At 42.8% G+C, this 18,975-nt stretch carries 19 protein-coding genes; 15 read left to right on the plus strand and 4 right to left on the minus strand.

All coding sequences use genetic code 11. From position 1 onward, the window contains the following. The first annotated feature begins 1 nt into the window (after nt 1). The 10 genes from tsaD (at nt 2) to A3I9_RS0111615 (ending at nt 8,633) form a co-directional block, all read left to right on the plus strand. Nucleotides 2-1,015, plus strand: a complete 1,014-nt coding sequence (tsaD, locus tag A3I9_RS0111570) for a tRNA (adenosine(37)-N6)-threonylcarbamoyltransferase complex transferase subunit TsaD (protein WP_018379186.1) — start codon at nt 2-4, stop codon at nt 1,013-1,015. 109 nt (nt 1,016-1,124) lie between these two features. Then, nucleotides 1,125-1,823, plus strand: coding sequence for an AzlC family ABC transporter permease (locus A3I9_RS0111575; RefSeq protein ID WP_018379187.1), 699 nt, complete (start codon nt 1,125-1,127; stop codon nt 1,821-1,823). After that, nucleotides 1,813-2,136 carry an AzlD domain-containing protein gene (locus A3I9_RS0111580; protein WP_018379188.1) on the plus strand — a complete coding sequence of 108 codons (324 nt, stop codon included), beginning with the start codon at nt 1,813-1,815 and terminating at the stop codon, nt 2,134-2,136. Before A3I9_RS0111575 ends, A3I9_RS0111580 begins: the two co-directional genes overlap by 11 nt. Before the next feature lie 143 nt (nt 2,137-2,279). Next, a complete protein-coding gene (locus A3I9_RS0111585; protein ID WP_018379189.1) occupies nt 2,280-3,182 on the plus strand; it encodes a substrate-binding domain-containing protein in 903 nt (300 codons plus the stop codon). Between the two features lie 10 nt (nt 3,183-3,192). Further along, nucleotides 3,193-4,041 (plus strand): phosphate ABC transporter permease subunit PstC, encoded by an 849-nt coding sequence (pstC, locus tag A3I9_RS0111590; RefSeq protein ID WP_018379190.1) that lies wholly within the window; start codon nt 3,193-3,195, stop codon nt 4,039-4,041. Nucleotides 4,042-4,043: 2 nt separating this feature from the next. After that, nucleotides 4,044-4,922, plus strand: coding sequence for a phosphate ABC transporter permease PstA (gene pstA, locus A3I9_RS0111595; RefSeq protein WP_018379191.1), 879 nt, complete (start codon nt 4,044-4,046; stop codon nt 4,920-4,922). Further along, nucleotides 4,915-5,664 carry a phosphate ABC transporter ATP-binding protein PstB gene (gene pstB, locus A3I9_RS0111600; protein ID WP_018379192.1) on the plus strand — a complete coding sequence of 250 codons (750 nt, stop codon included), beginning with the start codon at nt 4,915-4,917 and terminating at the stop codon, nt 5,662-5,664. Before pstA ends, pstB begins: the two co-directional genes overlap by 8 nt. Next, nucleotides 5,661-6,314 carry a phosphate signaling complex protein PhoU gene (gene phoU, locus A3I9_RS0111605; RefSeq protein WP_018379193.1) on the plus strand — a complete coding sequence of 218 codons (654 nt, stop codon included), beginning with the start codon at nt 5,661-5,663 and terminating at the stop codon, nt 6,312-6,314. The genes pstB and phoU overlap by 4 nt, the downstream gene beginning before the upstream one ends. Continuing rightward, nucleotides 6,311-6,988, plus strand: a complete 678-nt coding sequence (locus tag A3I9_RS0111610; protein WP_018379194.1) for a winged helix-turn-helix domain-containing protein — start codon at nt 6,311-6,313, stop codon at nt 6,986-6,988. The genes phoU and A3I9_RS0111610 overlap by 4 nt, the downstream gene beginning before the upstream one ends. Continuing rightward, on the plus strand, nt 6,981-8,633 hold the full coding sequence (locus A3I9_RS0111615; RefSeq protein ID WP_018379195.1) for a sensor histidine kinase: 1,653 nt from the start codon (nt 6,981-6,983) through the stop codon (nt 8,631-8,633). Before A3I9_RS0111610 ends, A3I9_RS0111615 begins: the two co-directional genes overlap by 8 nt. A 47-nt stretch (nt 8,634-8,680) precedes the next feature. Here A3I9_RS0111615 and A3I9_RS0111620 read toward each other — a convergent pair whose 3' ends face one another. After that, on the minus strand, nt 8,681-10,297 hold the full coding sequence (locus A3I9_RS0111620) for a hypothetical protein (RefSeq protein WP_018379196.1): 1,617 nt from the start codon (nt 10,295-10,297) through the stop codon (nt 8,681-8,683). Between the two features lie 9 nt (nt 10,298-10,306). Continuing rightward, nucleotides 10,307-11,005 carry an ABC transporter ATP-binding protein gene (locus tag A3I9_RS0111625; RefSeq protein ID WP_018379197.1) on the minus strand — a complete coding sequence of 233 codons (699 nt, stop codon included), beginning with the start codon at nt 11,003-11,005 and terminating at the stop codon, nt 10,307-10,309. Nucleotides 11,006-11,189: 184 nt separating this feature from the next. Here A3I9_RS0111625 and A3I9_RS0111630 point away from each other — a divergent pair, with 184 nt between their 5' ends. Continuing rightward, nucleotides 11,190-12,227, plus strand: coding sequence for an oxidoreductase (locus tag A3I9_RS0111630; protein WP_018379198.1), 1,038 nt, complete (start codon nt 11,190-11,192; stop codon nt 12,225-12,227). A 321-nt stretch (nt 12,228-12,548) separates the two neighbouring features. Here the strand turns inward: A3I9_RS0111630 and A3I9_RS0111635 are convergent, their stop codons facing one another. Both A3I9_RS0111635 and aao read right to left on the minus strand, forming a co-directional pair. Next, nucleotides 12,549-13,259 (minus strand): GNAT family N-acetyltransferase, encoded by a 711-nt coding sequence (locus A3I9_RS0111635; protein WP_018379199.1) that lies wholly within the window; start codon nt 13,257-13,259, stop codon nt 12,549-12,551. Between the two features lie 21 nt (nt 13,260-13,280). Beyond that, nucleotides 13,281-14,453: an aminoacetone oxidase gene (gene aao / locus A3I9_RS0111640; RefSeq protein WP_018379200.1), complete on the minus strand. Its 1,173-nt coding sequence runs from the start codon at nt 14,451-14,453 to the stop codon at nt 13,281-13,283. A 126-nt stretch (nt 14,454-14,579) separates the two neighbouring features. On the opposite strand from aao, the gene A3I9_RS0111645 reads away from it, so the two are divergent. The 4 genes from A3I9_RS0111645 to A3I9_RS0111660 all read left to right on the plus strand — a co-directional run bounded on the left by A3I9_RS0111645 (nt 14,580) and on the right by A3I9_RS0111660 (nt 18,974). Next, the gene (locus tag A3I9_RS0111645) at nt 14,580-15,077 is read left to right on the plus strand and encodes a DUF536 domain-containing protein (RefSeq protein ID WP_018379201.1); all 498 of its coding nucleotides are present in this window, start codon (nt 14,580-14,582) and stop codon (nt 15,075-15,077) included. 160 nt (nt 15,078-15,237) lie between these two features. Next, nucleotides 15,238-17,265 (plus strand): BglG family transcription antiterminator, encoded by a 2,028-nt coding sequence (locus A3I9_RS0111650; protein WP_018379202.1) that lies wholly within the window; start codon nt 15,238-15,240, stop codon nt 17,263-17,265. Next, on the plus strand, nt 17,266-17,550 hold the full coding sequence (locus A3I9_RS0111655; RefSeq protein WP_018379203.1) for a PTS sugar transporter subunit IIB: 285 nt from the start codon (nt 17,266-17,268) through the stop codon (nt 17,548-17,550). 80 nt (nt 17,551-17,630) lie between these two features. Beyond that, a complete protein-coding gene (locus A3I9_RS0111660; RefSeq protein ID WP_018379204.1) occupies nt 17,631-18,974 on the plus strand; it encodes a PTS ascorbate transporter subunit IIC in 1,344 nt (447 codons plus the stop codon). Nucleotide 18,975: the final 1 nt, after the last annotated feature.

An 18,975-nucleotide genomic window follows, 5' to 3' on the forward strand; every position in this document is an offset into this window, starting at 1 on the left:
TATGACAGACAGATATATATTAGCTATTGAGTCGTCTTGCGATGAGACTAGTGTAGCAGTGTTAAAGAATGACACCGAATTGTTAAGCAATATTATTGCTAGTCAGATAGAAAGTCATAAGCGCTTTGGTGGCGTAGTGCCAGAGGTGGCGAGTCGTCACCATGTGGAAGTCATTACAACGTGTATTGAGGATGCGTTGGCAGAAGCAGAGGTTGCTGCTTCGGATTTAACTGCAGTGGCTGTAACCTATGGACCGGGCTTGGTTGGGGCTCTTCTAGTTGGAATGGCGGCTGCCAAGGCCTTTGCTTGGGCACATGGTTTGCCCCTTATTCCTGTCAACCACATGGCGGGTCACCTCATGGCTGCGCGTGAGGTCAAGGAGTTGACCTATCCCTTGATGGCGCTTCTCGTCTCTGGCGGTCATACGGAATTGGTCTACGTGTCGGCGCCAGGAGATTATCACATTGTCGGAGAAACCCGAGATGACGCGGTGGGAGAGGCTTATGATAAGGTCGGACGGGTCATGGGTTTGACCTATCCAGCAGGGCGTGAAATTGATGAATTGGCGCACAAGGGGCAGGATGTCTATGATTTTCCTCGTGCTATGATAAAAGAAGATAATTTGGAATTCTCTTTTTCAGGTCTCAAATCGGCCTTTATCAATTTGCATCACAATGCAACACAAAAGGGAGAGGAGCTCGTGTTAGAAAATCTCTGCGCTTCCTTTCAGGCGGCTGTTATGGATATTCTCATGGCAAAAACCAAAAAGGCTTTGGAACGTTATCCTGTTGAAATGCTTGTTGTGGCAGGCGGAGTGGCAGCGAATCAAGGTTTACGTGAACGCCTAGTAGAAGAAATCATTGATGTCGATGTCGTCATTCCTCCTCTGCGTCTATGCGGTGACAATGCGGGCATGATTGCACTGGCTGCGGCTGTAGAATACGCCAAAGGCAACATCGCCTCCCTAGACCTCAATGCCAAGCCAAGTTTGGTGTTTGAAGGGGTGGAGGGATAAGACTGAAAATAGGATAATGATTTTTAACCAGAAAAGTTCTTGGACGTGAGTGCAAGGACTTTTATTTATGATATACTGTAAGTGGAGCTTACTGATACAGGAGGAGGACATGACAGAAAAAGGTTTTTGGCAGGGGGCAAAAGCTGCTATTCCAACTGTTTTTGGTTATATATCAATTGGAATGGCTTTTGGGATTGTGGCGGCTAAAGCGGGGATTTCTCCGCTAATCGTTGCTTTTATGAGTATTGTTTTTTATTCGGGTTCGGGCCAGTTTGCTTTATGTGCTTTGTTATTGACAAAGGCTTCGCTTCCTACGATTGCGATGACAGTTTTTCTCATCAATCTGCGACATTTTTTGATGAATTTGCATGTGACAACGATTTTTTCATCTGCTAGTTTGTTGCAACAAGTCTTCATTGGGACATTGATGACAGATGAGAGCTATGGTGTCTTGTTGAATGAGCGAATTCATCAGAAGGACATTTCTCCACAATGGATGTATGGCAATAATTTGGCTAGTTATATAACCTGGATTGGTGCGACGACAGTGGGGTGCGTATTGGGGAGCATGATTCCAAATCCTAATGGTTTGGGAGTGGATTTTGCCTTAATTGCCATGTTTGTAACGATTTTTGCTAGTCAATTGGAAGGAATGGTACGAACGGTTCCTCTAAGAAACATTGCATGGATTCTCTTTAGTGTCTTGTTTGCATACCTGGCATTATCATGGAAATTTTCTGGTTCCATTGCGGTGCTTCTAGCGACGTTACTAGGTTGTTTTGTGGGGGTGATGATAGATGGTGAGTAGTTATTTAATGGGGGCAATTCTTGTATCAGCTCTCGTGACTTGGGTTCCTAGAATTCTGCCGTATTTTTTGGTGAAAATAGCAGAACTACCAGAAAAAGTTGTGAAGTTTCTGAGTTTTTTACCGATTACGATTATTTTTGCCTTGATTTTATCTAGTATTTTTCCAGCACGCAGTGGGCAGCTACCATCTGTTCAATGGATTGAGTTAGTAGCGGTCGTTCCGACATTTGTGGTCATGGCAAAGAGTAAAAACGTGATGCTAGCAGTGGTTGTAGGGATTTGCTGTGTAGCTGGATTGCGGTATTTTTTCTAATTATAAATAGAAGGCGACAGGTATCTGTTGCTTTTTTTATGGACTTTACAGACTTTACAAAAACTTTACAAAAGTCGGGTAATGGATTTGATATTGGGTGTCTATAATGTGAAATGTAAAGAAAAAATGATGAGGAGTTTATCATGAAAAAAATGTCATTTCTATCCACAATTGCCCTTGCTGGCTTAGCAAGTCTTTCTCTTTTGACAGCTTGCGGAAATTCGTCTGATGCTGGAAGTGAAGGTGGTTCTAGTTCTGCCGCGGGTCAAACCATCAACGTTGTTTCGCGCGAAGACGGGTCAGGAACACGTGGCGCCTTTATTGAGTTGTTTGGTGTAGAAGAAAAGAATGATGCTGGCGAAAAAATGGATATGACAACGGATCAAGCCATTGTTACCAACTCAACAGCAGTGATGATGACAACTGTTGCAGGAGATGCCAATGCGATTGGTTATGCTTCATTGGGGTCATTGGATGATACGGTTAAGGTTTTGGATATTGATGGCGCAAAGGCAAGCGTTGAAACCATTAAAGATGGTAGTTACACCATTTCTCGTAATTTTAATATCGTAACAAAAGATAAGGTGAGTGAAGCTGCTCAGGACTTTATCAACTTTATTTTAAGTACAGATGGTCAAGCAGTTGTAACGGATAATGGTTACATTGCTTTAGATGATGTAAAAGATTATAAAGCTAGTGTTGATTCAGGAAAAGTAGTCGTATCTGGTTCAAGCTCAGTAACGCCTGTTATGGAAAAACTCAAAGAAGCCTACAATAAAGTCAATGCGAATGTTGAAATTGAAATTCAACAAAGTGATTCATCAACAGGGATCACGAATGCGATTGACGGTTCAACAGATATCGGTATGGCATCTCGTGAGTTGAAAGATGAAGAAACATCAAAAGGTGTTGCTTCAACTGTCATTGCTATGGATGGAATTGCTGTGATTGTGAACAAAGACAATAAAGTGAACAATTTGGCGAAAGATGATGTGAAAGCCATTTTCACTGGTGAAACCACAAGTTGGGATGGCCTTGCAGACTAAGGGGTCTTACATGAATCATACGAAAGAAAAAGTAGTGCAAGCGGTCTTGTTTCTGACCGCCTGCATTTCTATTATATCCGTCTTACTGATCTGTTTCTTTCTCTTTACAAGTGGGATACCTGCTATCCTAGAAATTGGAGTTGGAGATTTCTTGTTCGGTAGAGTCTGGAGACCGGCCAACCATCTTTTTGGAATTTTTCCAATGATTATTGGTTCGCTTTATGTGACACTTGGAGCGCTGGTAACAGGTGTTCCAAGTGGAATTTTGACTGCTGTCTTTATGGCTTATTTTTGTCCAGAAAAAATTTATCGTCCTCTCAAAGCGGCTATTAATCTAATGGCGGGGATTCCATCGGTTGTGTATGGTTTCTTTGGTCTGGTAGTGCTTGTTCCCTTTGTCCGCACACATATTGGCGGTTTTGGGATGGGGGTCCTAACGGCCTCTGTTTTATTGGGGCTCATGATTTTACCAACCATTATCAGTGTGTCGGAAGCGGCGATTCGAGCGGTCCCTCGTTCTTATTACGAGGGGGGGCTGGCTCTTGGTGCCTCTCATGAACGCAGTGTTTTCTTCGCTGTCTTGCCTGCTGCCAAACGTGGGGTGTTGGCGGCTGTTATTCTAGGAATCGGTCGTGCGATTGGAGAGACCATGGCGGTGATTATGGTCGCGGGCAATCAAGCCATCATCCCTACTTCACTGACATCGGGCGTACGGACATTGACGACAAATATTGTCATGGAAATGGGCTACTCTAGTGGCTTGCACCGTGAGGCTCTTATCGGGACGGCGGTAGTTTTGTTCATCTTTGTCCTTCTCATCAATATTAGCTTTTCATTATTGCATAAGGGAGAGGAGTAAATATGGAGGCAATTAATCAACGTACTTTTCGACAAGAATGGCGCTCTCGTTTGCAAAATCCATTGTCCCTGTTCCTCTTTTGTCTGGTGTATGGGTCAGCACTAGTGGTCTTTCTCGGGATTGTATTTCTAGTTGGCTATATTCTCATCAAAGGTATTCCTAACTTGACGCCGAGTCTTTTTGCTTGGGTCTACACAAGTGAGAATGTTTCTCTGCTCCCAGCCTTGGTAAATACTATATTTATGGCGGTAGTGGTCTTAGTGATTGCAGTTCCTATTGGGATTGGGGCTTCGGTTTACCTGACAGAATACGCCAAGCGAGACCATCCTTTTGTATCGATTATTCGGGTTGCAACAGAAACTTTATCAGGGATTCCTTCCATTATTTATGGTTTATTCGGGGCTCTTTTCTTCGTTAAATTTGCGCACATGGGACTCTCTTTGATATCAGGGGCTATTACCTTGAGTATTATGATTTTGCCTTTGATTATGCGGACAACTGAGGAAGCCTTGCTCTCAGTACCTGACAGCTATCGTGAAGGAGCTTTTGCCTTGGGAGCAGGGAAAATGCGGACAATCGGACGAATTGTTCTCCCAAGTGCTATGCCGGGAATTTTTTCTGGGATTGTCCTTGCCATCGGACGGATTGTTGGTGAATCAGCTGCCTTAATTTTCACGGCTGGAACGGTCGCAGAAATTGCCAAGACACCTTTTAGTTCGGCCCGTACATTGGCAGTGCACATGTACGCTATTTCAGGAGAGGGGCTCTATGTCAATCAGACTTATGCAACAGCAGTGGTACTCTTGGTGTTAGTCATCATCATCAATCTGATTTCAGAAAGTATTGCGAAACGATTAGGAAGTGAAACAAATAATGAGTAAATTAGCCATCAATCATTTGGACTTATATTATGGGGATTTTCATGCCCTGAAAGATGTCAATCTAGAGATTGCTGCCAATGAAATTACGGCCTTTATTGGCCCTTCGGGTTGTGGAAAATCAACCTTACTAAAGAGCCTCAATCGGATGAATGACTTGGTAAAAAATTGTCGGATTACGGGTCAGGTGACCCTGGATCAGGAAGATGTTTACCAAGATATGGATATCAATATCTTACGTAAAAAGGTAGGGATGGTTTTCCAAAAACCCAATCCATTTCCAATGAGCATCTATGATAATATCGCTTTTGGACCACGCACACATGGTATTCACAACAAGGCGCAATTAGATGAGATTGTGGAACGTTCTTTGAAACAGGCGGCGATTTGGGATGAGGTAAAAGACCGTCTTAACAAATCAGCTTTGGGGATGTCTGGTGGGCAGCAACAACGTCTTTGTATCGCGCGTGCACTTGCGATTGAACCAGATGTCTTGTTGATGGATGAGCCAACCAGTGCCTTGGACCCGATTTCGACGGCAAAAATTGAAGAATTGGTGATCAGTCTGAAAGAAAAATACACCATTGTCATTGTCACACACAATATGCAACAGGCGGTGCGGATTTCGGATAAAACGGCCTTTTTCTTGATGGGAGAGATTGTGGAATACAACAGGACCAGCCAACTCTTCTCTTTGCCACAGGATGAACGCACAGAAAATTACATTACAGGGAGATTCGGATGATGCGATCAAAATTTGAACACCAATTGCATGATTTAAATACCAATCTGATTTTAATGGGAGCCCTTTGCGAAGATATTATTTCTAGATCTCTCGTTCCCTTGGCTGAAAATGAATTTGAACTGGTCAATAATGTCACAAAAATTTACCAAAAGGTTGAACAATTGGAACGTGATATTGAGGAACAATGCTTGAAATTATTGCTCCGTCAACAACCAGTTGCCAAGGATTTGCGTCGTATTTCCTCTGCTTTGAAGATGGTCTATGATATGAAACGCATCGGTGCACAGTCAGCAGAAATTGCAGAAATCATGTCTCTTCGCCATATCCAGTCAGATCAAGAATTGCAACCCCTCAGTGCCATGGGGGGATTAGTGGTTCAAATGGTAACGGATAGTATTGACGCCTTTGTCCATGAAGATGAAAATCTTGCCAATCAAGTCATTGAAAAAGATGATGAAGTTGACCAATATTTTGATACAATAAAAGAAGAACTGATTCGCTATTTTGCAGAAACAGTTGCAGATGCAGAACATGTCTTAGATGTGCTCATGGTTGCGAAATACTTAGAACGTATCGGAGATCACACGGTCAATATTGCCAAGTGGGTGATTTTCTCAATTACGGGACAATTAGACGGAGAAAATACATGATTTATTGTGTGGAAGATGACGATTCCATCCGGGAATTGATGCTCTATACCCTTCGGACGACAGGGTTTGAGGCGCGTGGGTTTGCGGATGCGGAGACTTTCTGGGAAGCTGTAACGGAAGAACCAGCTGAATTAGTGGTGCTGGATATCATGCTACCGGGTGAGGACGGATTGAGTCTGTTGGCGCGTTTGCGAGCGGACCATCGGACGACCGAGATTCCCATCATCATGGCGACAGCCAAGGGAACGGAGTATGACAAGGTAAAAGGACTTGATTTGGGGGCAGATGACTATCTGGTGAAGCCGTTTGGTATGATGGAGATGGTGTCTCGTATCAAGGCTGTTTTGCGCCGGTCTCGTAAGAATACGGACACACAAGTCGTGCATTTTGGAGAATTGACCTTGGATCCAGAAAGTTACACGGTTCGCAATCGGATAGAGAAGGTTACGTTGACCTTGAAGGAGTTCGAACTCCTGTCTTTGCTCATGACTCATCCAGACCGTGTTTTTACCCGACAAGAGTTGCTGGACCGTATCTGGGGCACGCAGTTTTTCGGTGAAACACGGACCGTAGATGTCCATATTGGAACACTGCGGACCAAGCTGGGAAACTGTGGGGATTACATCCAAACCGTTCGAGGTGTTGGATATCGGATGGAGGAACGTCATGATTAAACGAATCTTTCGATCAACCCTATTGTCTAGTTTAGGTGTCTTTTTAGCTGGGCTTCTATTGACGGTGGGAATTGTGTATCGTTATTTTACAGATGTTCAGCTAGAGCAATTGGAAACTCAAACAGCTTTGGCTGCACAAGGGATTTCCTTTGAAGGACGAGAATATTTTGATGGCTTGAAGACGTCTAATGTCCGCATCACTTGGGTGGATAATGTGGGCTCTGTCCTCTATGATACCAAATCAGATCCTGCTAAAATGGAAAACCACGGAAGCCGAGAAGAAATCAAGGAAGCCTTGGCAAATGGGTATGGGGAGAGTGTTCGATATTCTTCGACTCTTACTCAGACGTCTATCTATACAGCACAACGTTTGGACAATGGCACTATTGTCCGCCTGTCGGTGACCCAACACAGCATTCTCTTGCTATTATTTGGCTTGTTACCACAAATTGTCCTGATTACTCTTCTAGCGACTCTTCTCTCAGTTTGGGTAGCTCGTTATACAGCTAGGCGCATTGTCTGGCCATTGAATAATCTGGATTTAGATAATCCACTTGACAATGCTGCTTATGAAGAATTGTCTCCTCTTCTCAGAAGGATTGATCACCATCAGAAGGAAATTGTAGCTCAAAGTCAGTTATTGACGCAGAAGAAGGGGGAATTTGACACCATCATCTCCAAAATTCGTGAGGGGATGGTTCTTCTGGATAATGAACGTCAGATTATCAGTATCAATGCCGCTGCTCAGCAATTATTCCAAACAGATGCATCAAGTATTGGAAAGGACATTTTAGAAGTTGTTCGTGACCTTGATTTCCATCAATTGGTAGAAATGGGTCTTTCAGGTCAAAAATGCGAGGGGATGTTGACAATCGAAGCAGCGACCTACCGCGTTTTAATTCGTCCGACTTTTGCAGATGATGCGGTGACTGGACTTGTTGTTCTGCTCTTTGATGTGACCGAGCAGTGGCAGGCAGACCAGTTGAGACGGGAATTTACGGCTAATGTTTCACATGAACTCAAAACCCCTCTTCATATTATTTCTGGCTATTCTGAAATGCTGAAAAATCAGTTGGTACCAGCTGAAGATGTTGAAACATTTGCTGAAAAAATTTACAATGAATCGCAGCGAATGGTGCAGTTGATTGAGGATGTCATCCACATTTCCCATCTGGATGAATCCCCTGAGATGCAGATAGAAGAAGTTGAACTGTATCAGCTGACCAGAGCCTGCTTGGATCGCCTATCAAGTAAGGCCAGTCAAAAAGAGGTCAAACTTCATCTGAAGGGTGAGCCTGTTTCTATTAAGGGAAATCCAGCTCTCCTCTCCTCTGCCATCTACAATCTCTGTGACAATGCCATTACCTATAATCATGAAAATGGCGATGTCTTTGTGACCCTGGCTTCTCAAGGACAAGAAGCCACTCTTACTATTCAAGATACAGGAATTGGGATTCCAAAGGGGGAAGAGGAACGAATCTTTGAACGCTTTTACCGAGTGGACAAGAGCCGGTCTAAGAAAGTCGGTGGGACAGGTCTTGGTCTATCCATCGTCAAACACGCCCTCAAATGTCACAACGCTAGTATCCATGTGGATAGTCAACTGGGTCAGGGAACAACCATGACCGTGACCTTTAAGCAATAAGCAAACGAAAAATCCGAGATATTCTCGGATTTTTTCTGTTATTATGATTAGGATTTTAAGACAAAGGTTTTGGGAGCCTGCTTGAGGAGGATAAGATAACCCACACCAACATATAAGAGAAGTGCGCCTGAGATGATATAGGCATAATGGAGGCTATCCACATCTAGTTGAGAAGAAAGATAGGCGGCCCAATAGGTTGCCCCACTCAAAATTTTATAGAGAGGGTTAACCACTTCCATGTCCTTTGTAAAAGGTTGGAGGACATAGTAGATAAAGAGGTCGTGGAAGGAAAGCAGGGCTGTTAAACTGCTCAACAGTAGGGCTAGGGTTAAAATCACTCCAAGTGAATAACCGAAGTGTCCCCAAGTTAGTAGGGTCAGAAAAATCCCGATGGCAAAGCAGGAATTGTATTTGACGCTTTGGAGAAAACGATAGTTGAAACCAGAGATGATATTGCCACTTTCACGATAGAAAGGATAATGGAGCATGGCAATGTCACAATTAACAAAGACCATTTGAGCCAAGGCCTTTCCCAAAGAGAAGAGATACATGACCATAAAGAGGAAGGGCATGATCGAAATCAAATGTTTGTCTTTTAAGGGGCCCATGCCAAAGTGTAAGAAAATCCTTACCGCTACAGCAATCACTGCCAAAATCCCTAGTCTAAAGAGCAATTTCTTTTGTAGAATGGTTCGATATCGCTGAAACAGCAGAGCGTTGAGATAGGCCATGCCAGTCAGATGAGAGAGGTCTTTTTCTTCGCCAAGCCTCAATTTCTTCTGCATATCCAGTCCCTGGCGAGTATACTCGTTATTTTTGTTAATGGTTTCTAAGACTTTGTCATCTGCTAATGAGTCCTCAAAAGACTTTGATAAAAAACCGTCCGTTGCTTGAAAGTGTAGAAGGTATCTAAGACTAACGATGAAGAGACCTATCCAAAGAAGGAGCAAAACAAGAAAGAAATCCGCTGTGAAAATTTTATAAAAGAAGAAACTCAATCCAAAGCCAAGGATGGCTAATCCAGTAACAGCGTAGGTAACGTAGTTGCTGATTTTCTTGGGGATATGGTAGATAAAACAAATACGAATAAGGCTGGCACCACCCAGTCGCAGTGCTGGAATCGTCAGAAGACCAGCTGGTAATAAAAACCACTGTTTACTGAGCCAAGTAAAAACAAGCAGTGCTGGGAGATAATACAAACTGGTTAATAATGGCTCAACAAAGAGTTCTGAATGGACAAATTGTCGACGAGACAGGCCGAAATTTTGTAAAAAATCACGATCTGTTTTTAAAATACTGCTAGAAAAACCATTATTCCAATGAAGAATCACTCCTGCTAAGAGTATCCAAAAAATGAGGGCGAGTGGCCATGCCTGAGGGTCTAAGGTAAAACCTGGCTCTCCTGTTTTTATGAAGTGGATACCAACGATAGCCAGGGCTAAATAGAGCCCCAGCCAGAAAAACTTAGCAAAAATCTGTATCGGAACCGCAAGAATACTAAAAATGAGAAAGAGAGCATACTTAAGGGAGACATTTCTGTAAATGGCTTCTGGAATTTTTTTACCAATGAAAGGAATACGTCGTAGATAATAAAAGAGTCCATTGACAGCCACATGGGTATGGTAGCGTTTTTTGTACCAAGTGATTTGAAAGATTTTTTTCATCTCCGTCTCCTATTCTTCTGTCAGAAGATCCACGATTTCTTGCTCGAAGTCTGCATCATGGAGTTTTTCAGCTGGAATACTTTGGAACGTCTGGTGATGTAGCAGGACAATCTCATCGCACAAGTCCTGAGCTAATTGTAAAACGTGGGTAGAAAAGATGACGATAGAGTCTTTCTTGGCTTGCCGAATCAACTGTTTAAACTCATGGGCGGCAACCGGATCAAAGGAGGTCAAAGGTTCATCCAATAATAGAACAGGAGGCTGGACGACAAGGGACAAGAGCATTTGTACCTTGTTTTGCATTCCGTGTGAAAAATCTTTGAGCAGACGATGCTGGTCGACAGAGTCAATCCCTACCATATGGAGCCAGTCTTCTGGGCGGCGGGCGTCTTTCAGATGCTCTTTGTGAATATCCATGTAAAAACGGATAAATTCATAGGCAGTCATAAAGGCTGGTAACTGTGGAGTAGTTTGGGTAAAGCCAATTTCAGTATTATCATAGGATCGAAGAACATCGTTTTCCATAAAGGAAATCTGCCCACCATCTAACTGTATATTGCGAGCAATGCAGTTGAAAAAGGTGGTTTTTCCAGCTCCATTTCGCCCAAGGAGACCATAAATTTTTCCTGTTTCAAAAGTAAAGGAAGCATCTTTCAAGATAACCTTGTGGTCAAATTGTTTGGAAATGTTATCAATCTGTAATTTCATCAGCCCTCTCCTATCTTTTTGTATTATAATTATAATACAAAATATTCCTGAAAAATTCAACTCTTCCTACAAGAATTTCCCTATTTTTGAACGTCATTTTCCAGCTTATGAGGTGCTTGTGTTACAATAAATAGATAAGAAAAAGGGTATGGTAATAGGGAACTTGCCCAGATAGGAGGAATTTATGTCTCAATTATTGTCTCCTGTTCGGATTGCAGGACTAGAATTAAAAAATCGGGTGGTCATGCCACCCATGTGTATGTATGAGGTCAAAAAAGAAGATGGCAAGGTCACTCCTTTTCATCAGGCTCATTATGGGGCTCGTGCAATTGGTCAGGTGGGACTCATCATCTTAGAAGCGACAGCTGTTGAGCCTGACGGGCGTTTGACCAAAAATGACCTCGGCTTATGGGAAGATGAGCAGGTAGTAGGGATGAAATCTCTGGTTGACAATTTGCATAGTTTAGGAACTAAGGTAGGGGTACAACTCTGTCATGCTGGCCGAAAGGCAAAGGATGCTGTAGACCTTATCGCACCAAGTCCACTGGCTTATGATGAGGTATTTGGCCAACCTCGTGAGATGACAATAGAAGATATCCAGCGCGTGCAGGATTCTTTTGTTGCAGCAGCCAAGCGTGCGGAGGAAGCTGGTTTTGACTTGATTGAGTTACATGGTGCGCATGGTTATCTCATTAATCAGTTTTTAGAACCTCTAACAAATCAGCGGACAGATGCTTATGGTGGTTCTCTGGACAATCGTTACCGTTTTGTAGGGGAATTGCTTCCGCGCTTAAAAGAGGTTTTTTCAGGGGCAATCTGGGTTCGTCTATCCATGACAGCCTATGATGAGACAGGTGTGGAAAATACGCTCGAAGACTGGCAGACCCTCGGCTCCTGGCTAGAAAGAGACGGTGCAGATGCTCTGGACATTTCAACAGGTGGACTTCTGGCAGTCCGTCCTAATATTCCAATTTATGGTAGCTACCAAGCGCCTTTCACCGCTAAAATGAAAGAAGCTGTAAGCATCCCATGTACGGCAGTTGGTCTCATCAATGAGCCAGCTCTAGCTGAGCACCTGCTGCAAACAGGACAAGCAGATTTGATTGAGGTCGGACGTAGTCTTATTCGGAATGTCAACTGGTTGGCAGATGCAGCAGAAACTCTCCACGATCATGATTTTAAGGTCTATAATGATTCTTACCAACGTGGGCAGGTCAGATAAAAAAATAAAGAGGTTGGGACAAAAGTCCCACCTCTTTTTAGCTAATTTAGATATGACAGTTTGACGCAGTGGTTGGGAGTAACACTCACTGGCTTTGCCAGTTTTAGTGTTACCCCTGCACAACTCATTAGGTGCTTTAGCACCAATGAGTCACTGCTAATTGGAGGAGCTCATCCTTTGCGTTGCAAGTGATAATGGCCTTCCTCATCAACAGTGCGGAGGTGGGAGTGAACCGGTCTGGGAGACTATTTCAGGTCGAACGCCTAGAAATAAGAGAGCGGAGAGAAATCGAAATCGTCATTTTTAACGATTTAACGATATTTATTCCATTCCCTTTTGCTGTAATTGTGAAAGGGAGTGGATTTGTTGACCATCTGATGAGAAATTACCGTCCTTGAGCCAAGTTTTGAGGGTCTGTTTTCTTGCTGGCCATTCCTGATCTAAGATAGAGAACCAGTCTGTGTCGCGGCTACGCCCTTTATAAACAGCAGCTTGACGAAAGGTGCCTTCAAAGGTAAAGCCGAGGCGCTCTGCTGCCTTGCGACTAGGAGCATTGAGATGGTCACATTTCCATTCGTAGCGGCGGTATTGCAAGGTCTCAAAGACATATTTCATCACTAAATACTGGGCTTCAGTGGCTTGTCGTGTCTGTTGAAGTCGCTCTGAAAAGACCACCCAGCCTATTTCAATAATACGATGCTTCGTATCGATTCGCATGAGGGCAAAGGTTCCGACAGCTTGATTGGTTTCCTTGTCAATGATGGTTAGGTAATAGGGGTCAAAAGACGCTACCAGTTGAAGTAGAAAAGTATGGAAATCTTCTCGATTTGTGAACGAATCAATAGGCAAATAGGTCCAGTGCTGTGGTGCGCTAGTTGGTCCATAATGCTGATAAAGATCTTCTTCATGTGCGAGACTGATTTTCTCAATACGGACAGTCTGCCCCTCCAAGACGGTAATAGATGGTAAAGCACCTTCTTGAAAATCTGGAAGAGCGTCACCGATTGGTTGCTGAAATTCGTTAAAACGCATGATTTCTTCTTTCTTTACGATTTAAACAAGCTGGCTTCCTGCCACCCAGCCAGTGCAGAGGCAGTAAGTGATATTAAAGCCACCTGTATGGGCGTTGATGTCCAAGACTTCCCCTGCAAAATGCAACCCCGACACCTTTTTGCTTTCCAAGGTCTTAGGATTGATTTCCTTGAGATCTACACCACCTTTTGTCACAAAAGATTTGGCCAGGGACATTTTACCAGTAATCTTGATGGGAAGTTTTTTGAGTTGGTCAATGACTTCTTGAAGCTGGTTTGGAGATAATTGCTTGACCTTCTCTGGGAAATCCTTGGCGATAAAGTCAGCAACACGCTCAGGCACCCAAGTTTTTAGAGCATTTTTGACAGATTTCTCTCGATTTTCTGTCAAATAGCGGAGCATCTCATCTGAACTAGTCTGCGGTAGGAAATCCAGCTCTGCTATTTCCCCGCCAGAGACAAAGCTAGAGAGCCGCAAGGCAGCGGGTCCAGATAGGCCGAAGTGCGTGAAGAGCAAATCGTGGGTGATGACGTGCTTGCCATAGGACAAGGTTACATCATCCAGCGAAATACCCTGTAAAGCCTTGTGAGGGAAATCGGTCAAGAGTGGACTCTCCGCAGCCTCCAAGTCCGTGACCATCATCTTAAAATGCCGAGCAATATCATGACCAAAACCAGTAGAACCAGTTGAAGGGTAGGTCTTGCCCCCTGTTGTGACAATGACTTGTGGCGCGCTAAAGATTTGGTCGCTTGTTTTGACTTGGAAAAGATGGTCTTCTTTCTTGACAGAGACAACCTCTGTCCCTGTGCGAATCTGGACTCCCAGCTCTAGCATTTTCATTTCAAGCACCTTGATGATAGTCTGCGAACGGTCCGTTGTGGGGAAGACGCGACCATGGTCTTCGACCTTGAGTGTGACCCCATTTTCCTCAAAGAAGTTCATGATGTCATGGTTGTCAAATTGAGAAAAAACACTGTAAAGAAAACGCCCATTACCAGGGATTCCTTCTAACAAATCTTCCAGTGTGCCATTATTGGTCACATTGCAGCGTCCACCTCCAGTTCCTGCTAGTTTCTTCCCTAAACGGCGATTTTTTTCCAGTAAAAGGGTGGATTTTCCATAAAAAGCAGAAGCCACCGCCGCCATCATACCAGCAGGGCCTGCTCCAATAATTATCGTATCAAAAGTATTCATGGCTTCATTTTACCACAAAACGCTCTGTAAAGCCTCTTCAATCCTCCCCTATATTTGACAGTTACTAGGGGTTGTGGTAAGATTTTAATGATAAGAATCTAGAAACATCAAGCGATTGAGGATATTATGGGAATTGAAAAAACAGTCAGCGAACTTGCTGAAATTTTAGGAGTCAGTCGGCAGGCGATGAATAATCGTGTCAAGTCGCTTCCTGAAGAATTTGTGGAAAAAAATGAAAAAGGCGTGACCGTTGTCAATCGAGCTGGATTGGTTAAGCTGGAAGAAATCTACAAGACAACTATTTTTGAAGATGAGCCAGTCAGCGAAGAAGTGAAACAGCGCGAATTGATGGAAATCTTGGTCGATGAGAAGAATGCTGAAATCTTGCGTCTTTATAATCAGCTAAAGGCTAAAGACAAGCAGTTAGCTGAAAAAGATGAGCAATTACGCGTGAAGGATGTTCAAATCTCTGAGAAGGACAAACAACTGGATCAGCAACAACAGTTGACTTTAAAGGCGATGGCAGACAAGGAAACATTGAAATTAGAATTAGATCAAGCCAAGGCAGAGGCAGAAGAAGTACAGCAGAACAAGGGCTTCTTTGCGCGATTGTTTGGAAAATAAGAACTAGAAAGGCTGGGGGTCATTCCCCAGTCTTTTGTTATTGCACCAGCCAAAGGGAATATCAGCCCAATCAACGGGCATAATAATCCAAGAGAAATTGGGCACAAATCAAGTAGAAAAAGACAATGAAAAGGGTTACAATAAGCATAAGGAGACAAATATGATTGATAATCGCACCATTGCCATTGTGATGGAATTATTTGCCACAAAAGCGATGAGTTTATATGAATTAAGCATTCAGACAGGTGTAGACAAGAAAGATTTACTAACGAATCTCCAACAGGTAAATGAACTCTTACAAGACAAAGGTTTTGAGAGGATTGCCTTTGAAGGTGGAATTTATCAGGTGCCAGAGGCCTTGCTACATCGGCAACAAGAGCTTTTTGAGTGGCTCAAAAGTCGGGAAATTTATTTGACCCAAGAGGAACGACAGTTCTTAATTTATCTTTATACTTTTATTCGAAAGGATTTCATTTCTAATAATCACTATCAGGATCTGTTGGGAGTGAGTCGCAACACAACACTGGCAGATATCAAGGTTGTTCGAGAATTATGTGAACAATTTGGAGTTGGGTTTGAGTATACACGCTCACAAGGTTACCATCTGACAGGCAGAGAAGAAGACAAACACCGCTTGGCCATTTATGCAATCAGTGCTTGTCTCAATTCAGCTATCGGTGTCTGGGCATTGGATTATCTTCTTCGTTCTTGGGGAGAAAAAAATCAAATAACGACTTTGAAACAAGTCAGTCAACAAGTCATTCGTTTTTATCAATTGTCTACCTTGGAGGACCGATTTGACGAATACCTATACTTTCTCCAATATTTATCAGTTCGCAAGAGACGTGTACAAGATGACATTGTAGAAGTTTCTTTGATAGCAGAAGAGTCTACTAAGGAATTATTATTACAACTCTGGAAAGTCTGTTCTGATGGTTTGCATTTACCGAATTACTGGGTCGATTACTTGGCCAATTTGTTGCAAGGGTGTTTGGAGGGCGAGATCTCCGAAAAAGATAAGTTTTATCAATTAACATTGGCGATAGTAGAGGAGATGGAACGCCTGTCCTTAATCGAGTTCACCCATCAAACAGATTTAATTGAGGGACTAAAACGACACCTGATTCCTGCTTATGCACGCCTGACTTCCAATCTTGTCACGGTCAATGCTTATACAGATGTCATCAAAGAAGAGCACAAGGATCTATTTGAAATCGTCAAAAAAGCTTTGCGTCCTCTAGAAAAAGTTTTAGGATTTGAGGTGCCAGATAGTGAAGTTTCTTATTTTGTGGTCCATTTTGGAGGGTACTTAGAAGCTGTCCAAGATAGGCAATTTCGCTATCGAGCCTTGGTTGTTTGTCCAAACGGAGTTAGTTCCTCTTTGATCATCAAAGAAAACCTCAAGCAACTCTTTCCTAATATTTATTTTGCCGAGACTCACTCCCTAGCAGAAGTTGAAGAGGTAGATCAGACGGCGTATGATATGGTGTTTTCTACCATAAAACTGGAAACAAGTTGTCCGTTTTTCTTAGTCCCCTTAGTGATGACGCCTATTCAAAAGCGTGAGTTATTTCATCTTGTGAATGAACAATTTGTGAATGCGGGATACATCCCCATTGAGATTGAACAGCTATTGAGTGTGATTAACAAGCACGCCACCATTCATCATGAGCAAGCTCTCAAGTATGAATTGGTCCAATTTTTAAATGAAAAATCCTATAAACGAAAGGAAAGAAGTCCTATGTTAGACGAGTTGATTACAAAGGATACCTACCAATATTCTGATAAGAAAATTTCTTGGAAAGAGGCGATTGCCTTAGCTGCGCAACCCTTGATTGCAACAGAAGCGATTGAGGAGCGGTATATTGATGCTATGATTAGCAAAGTGGAGGACTTTGGCCCCTTTATTGATCTTGGAAAAGGAGTGGCAATTCCTCATGCTCGTCCAGAAGACGGGGTCAATCACGTAGGGATGTCTATGCTACGTTTAGAACAACCTGTTTGCCTACTGGATGATCCTAAGCACGAGATTCAACTGTTTATTTGTATTGCTGCTGTGGATAATCAAACACACCTCAAGGCGCTCTCGCACTTGACGGCTATTTTACGGGAATCAAAAAATATTCAACAACTCGTTGACTCAAAAGAGTTCAGCGACATTGCAGACTTATTAAAGGAGGAAAAATAAATGTTAAAAATTGGTGCTGCATGTGGTTCAGGATTGGGTTCAAGTTTTATGGTTCAAATGAATATTGAGTCCATTTTGAAAGAATTAGGTGTTTCAGATGTCGAAGTTTCGCATTATGATGTTGGTGGAGCGGTTGCTAGTGATGCAGATGTCTGGATTGTTGGTCGCGATTTGGAAGAAGCAGCTGCCCATCTCGGAGATGTTCGTCCACTCAATAGTATTATTGATATGGATGAATTACGAGAGGTTGTGACAACCATTTGCCAAGAAAAGGGCTTGATTTAGTAGTGTCTAAACTACTCCGCCTCAAACCAAGGAGTAGCGCGTTTTATATAGCCTTAGGATCTTAAATAAAGGAGAATATTATGTTAGATTTCTTAATTGATATTGCTAAAACACCTGCGATTTTGGTCGCTTTGATAGCAATTTTGGGATTAGCTCTTCAAAAGAAACCAATCTCAGAGTTGATGAAAGGAGGGATTAAGACTTTTGTTGGCTTTATTGTTGTAGGTGGAGGAGCTACTATTTTACAAACGTCCCTTAACCCATTCGGAACAATGTTCGAGCATGCCTTCAATTTGCAAGGGGTAGTACCAAATAACGAAGCCATTGTAGCCCTTGCTTTAACAAAATATGGAACAGCGACATCACTGATTATGCTGTTTGGAATGCTGTTTAACATCTTAATTGCTCGTTTTACTCGTTTCAAATATATCTTTTTAACCGGTCATCATACACTTTATATGGCATGTATGATTGCAGTTATCTTATCGGTGGCAGGTTTTACGTCCTTTGGTTTGATTGTAATGGGAGGATTGGCTCTCGGAATCATCATGACACTGTCTCCAGCATTTGTTCAAAAATACATGATTCAATTGACAGGCAACGACAAGGTAGCCCTCGGTCACTTTAGTTCCCTTGGTTACTGGCTCAGTGGCTTTATCGGCAGTATCGCTGGTGACAAATCTAAATCAACTGAGGACATCAAATTTCCTAAAGGTTTGGCTTTCTTGCGTGACTCAACTGTTAGTATTGCGATATCAATGTCTATTATTTACATGATTGTAGCTGCCTTTGCTGGAGGATCTTGGATTGAACAAGAACTTAGCGATGGAACAAACAGCATGGTTTATGCGCTTCAACTGGGCGGAACGTTCGCTGGAGGTGTCTTTATCATCCTTTCTGGTGTCCGTCTCATTCTGGCAGAAATCGTTCCAGCCTTCAAAGGCATCTCTGAAAAATTAGTACCAAACTCAAAACCAGCCCTTGACTGTCCAATTGTTTATACTTATGCTCCAAATGCGGTATTGATCGGCTTTATTTCAAGTTTTGCAGGTGGTCTAGTCAGCATGGCTATCATGATTGCAACAGGTGGTGTAGTGATTTTGCCAGGGGTAGTGCCTCATTTCTTCTGTGGTGCGACTGCAGGAGTTATAGGAAATGCCTCAGGTGGTGTTCGTGGCTCTGTAATCGGTGCTTTTGCTCAAGGTATTCTTCTTAGTTTCTTGCCAGTTTTCTTACTACCAGTTTTAGGAAGTCTCGGATTTGCAGGTTCAACCTTCTCTGATGCTGACTTTGGACTCTCAGGAATCTTCCTTGGTCTTCTGGCAGAAAACGGTGGTGTAGTAACCGTATCAATTGGTATTTTTGTCGTTCTTGCTCTTATGTTTGTATTAACATTGATGAAAAAAGACAAGAAAGAGGCCTAAT

This window comes from Streptococcus ovis DSM 16829, assembly GCF_000380125.1.
Taxonomy (GTDB): Bacteria; Bacillota; Bacilli; order Lactobacillales; family Streptococcaceae; genus Streptococcus; species Streptococcus ovis.

What these genes read in the sequence shown, in the direction of transcription:
- tsaD (WP_018379186.1), top strand. Translation starts at nt 2, where the DNA reads ATGACAGACAGATATATATTAGCTATTGAGTCGTCTTGCGATGAGACT.
- A3I9_RS0111575 (WP_018379187.1), top strand. Translation starts at nt 1,125, where the DNA reads ATGACAGAAAAAGGTTTTTGGCAGGGGGCAAAAGCTGCTATTCCAACT.
- A3I9_RS0111580 (WP_018379188.1), top strand. Translation starts at nt 1,813, where the DNA reads ATGGTGAGTAGTTATTTAATGGGGGCAATTCTTGTATCAGCTCTCGTG.
- A3I9_RS0111585 (WP_018379189.1), top strand. Translation starts at nt 2,280, where the DNA reads ATGAAAAAAATGTCATTTCTATCCACAATTGCCCTTGCTGGCTTAGCA.
- pstC (WP_018379190.1), top strand. Translation starts at nt 3,193, where the DNA reads ATGAATCATACGAAAGAAAAAGTAGTGCAAGCGGTCTTGTTTCTGACC.
- pstA (WP_018379191.1), top strand. Translation starts at nt 4,044, where the DNA reads ATGGAGGCAATTAATCAACGTACTTTTCGACAAGAATGGCGCTCTCGT.
- pstB (WP_018379192.1), top strand. Translation starts at nt 4,915, where the DNA reads ATGAGTAAATTAGCCATCAATCATTTGGACTTATATTATGGGGATTTT.
- phoU (WP_018379193.1), top strand. Translation starts at nt 5,661, where the DNA reads ATGATGCGATCAAAATTTGAACACCAATTGCATGATTTAAATACCAAT.
- A3I9_RS0111610 (WP_018379194.1), top strand. Translation starts at nt 6,311, where the DNA reads ATGATTTATTGTGTGGAAGATGACGATTCCATCCGGGAATTGATGCTC.
- A3I9_RS0111615 (WP_018379195.1), top strand. Translation starts at nt 6,981, where the DNA reads ATGATTAAACGAATCTTTCGATCAACCCTATTGTCTAGTTTAGGTGTC.
- A3I9_RS0111620 (WP_018379196.1), bottom strand. Translation starts at nt 10,297, where the DNA reads ATGAAAAAAATCTTTCAAATCACTTGGTACAAAAAACGCTACCATACC.
- A3I9_RS0111625 (WP_018379197.1), bottom strand. Translation starts at nt 11,005, where the DNA reads ATGAAATTACAGATTGATAACATTTCCAAACAATTTGACCACAAGGTT.
- A3I9_RS0111630 (WP_018379198.1), top strand. Translation starts at nt 11,190, where the DNA reads ATGTCTCAATTATTGTCTCCTGTTCGGATTGCAGGACTAGAATTAAAA.
- A3I9_RS0111635 (WP_018379199.1), bottom strand. Translation starts at nt 13,259, where the DNA reads ATGCGTTTTAACGAATTTCAGCAACCAATCGGTGACGCTCTTCCAGAT.
- aao (WP_018379200.1), bottom strand. Translation starts at nt 14,453, where the DNA reads ATGAATACTTTTGATACGATAATTATTGGAGCAGGCCCTGCTGGTATG.
- A3I9_RS0111645 (WP_018379201.1), top strand. Translation starts at nt 14,580, where the DNA reads ATGGGAATTGAAAAAACAGTCAGCGAACTTGCTGAAATTTTAGGAGTC.
- A3I9_RS0111650 (WP_018379202.1), top strand. Translation starts at nt 15,238, where the DNA reads ATGATTGATAATCGCACCATTGCCATTGTGATGGAATTATTTGCCACA.
- A3I9_RS0111655 (WP_018379203.1), top strand. Translation starts at nt 17,266, where the DNA reads ATGTTAAAAATTGGTGCTGCATGTGGTTCAGGATTGGGTTCAAGTTTT.
- A3I9_RS0111660 (WP_018379204.1), top strand. Translation starts at nt 17,631, where the DNA reads ATGTTAGATTTCTTAATTGATATTGCTAAAACACCTGCGATTTTGGTC.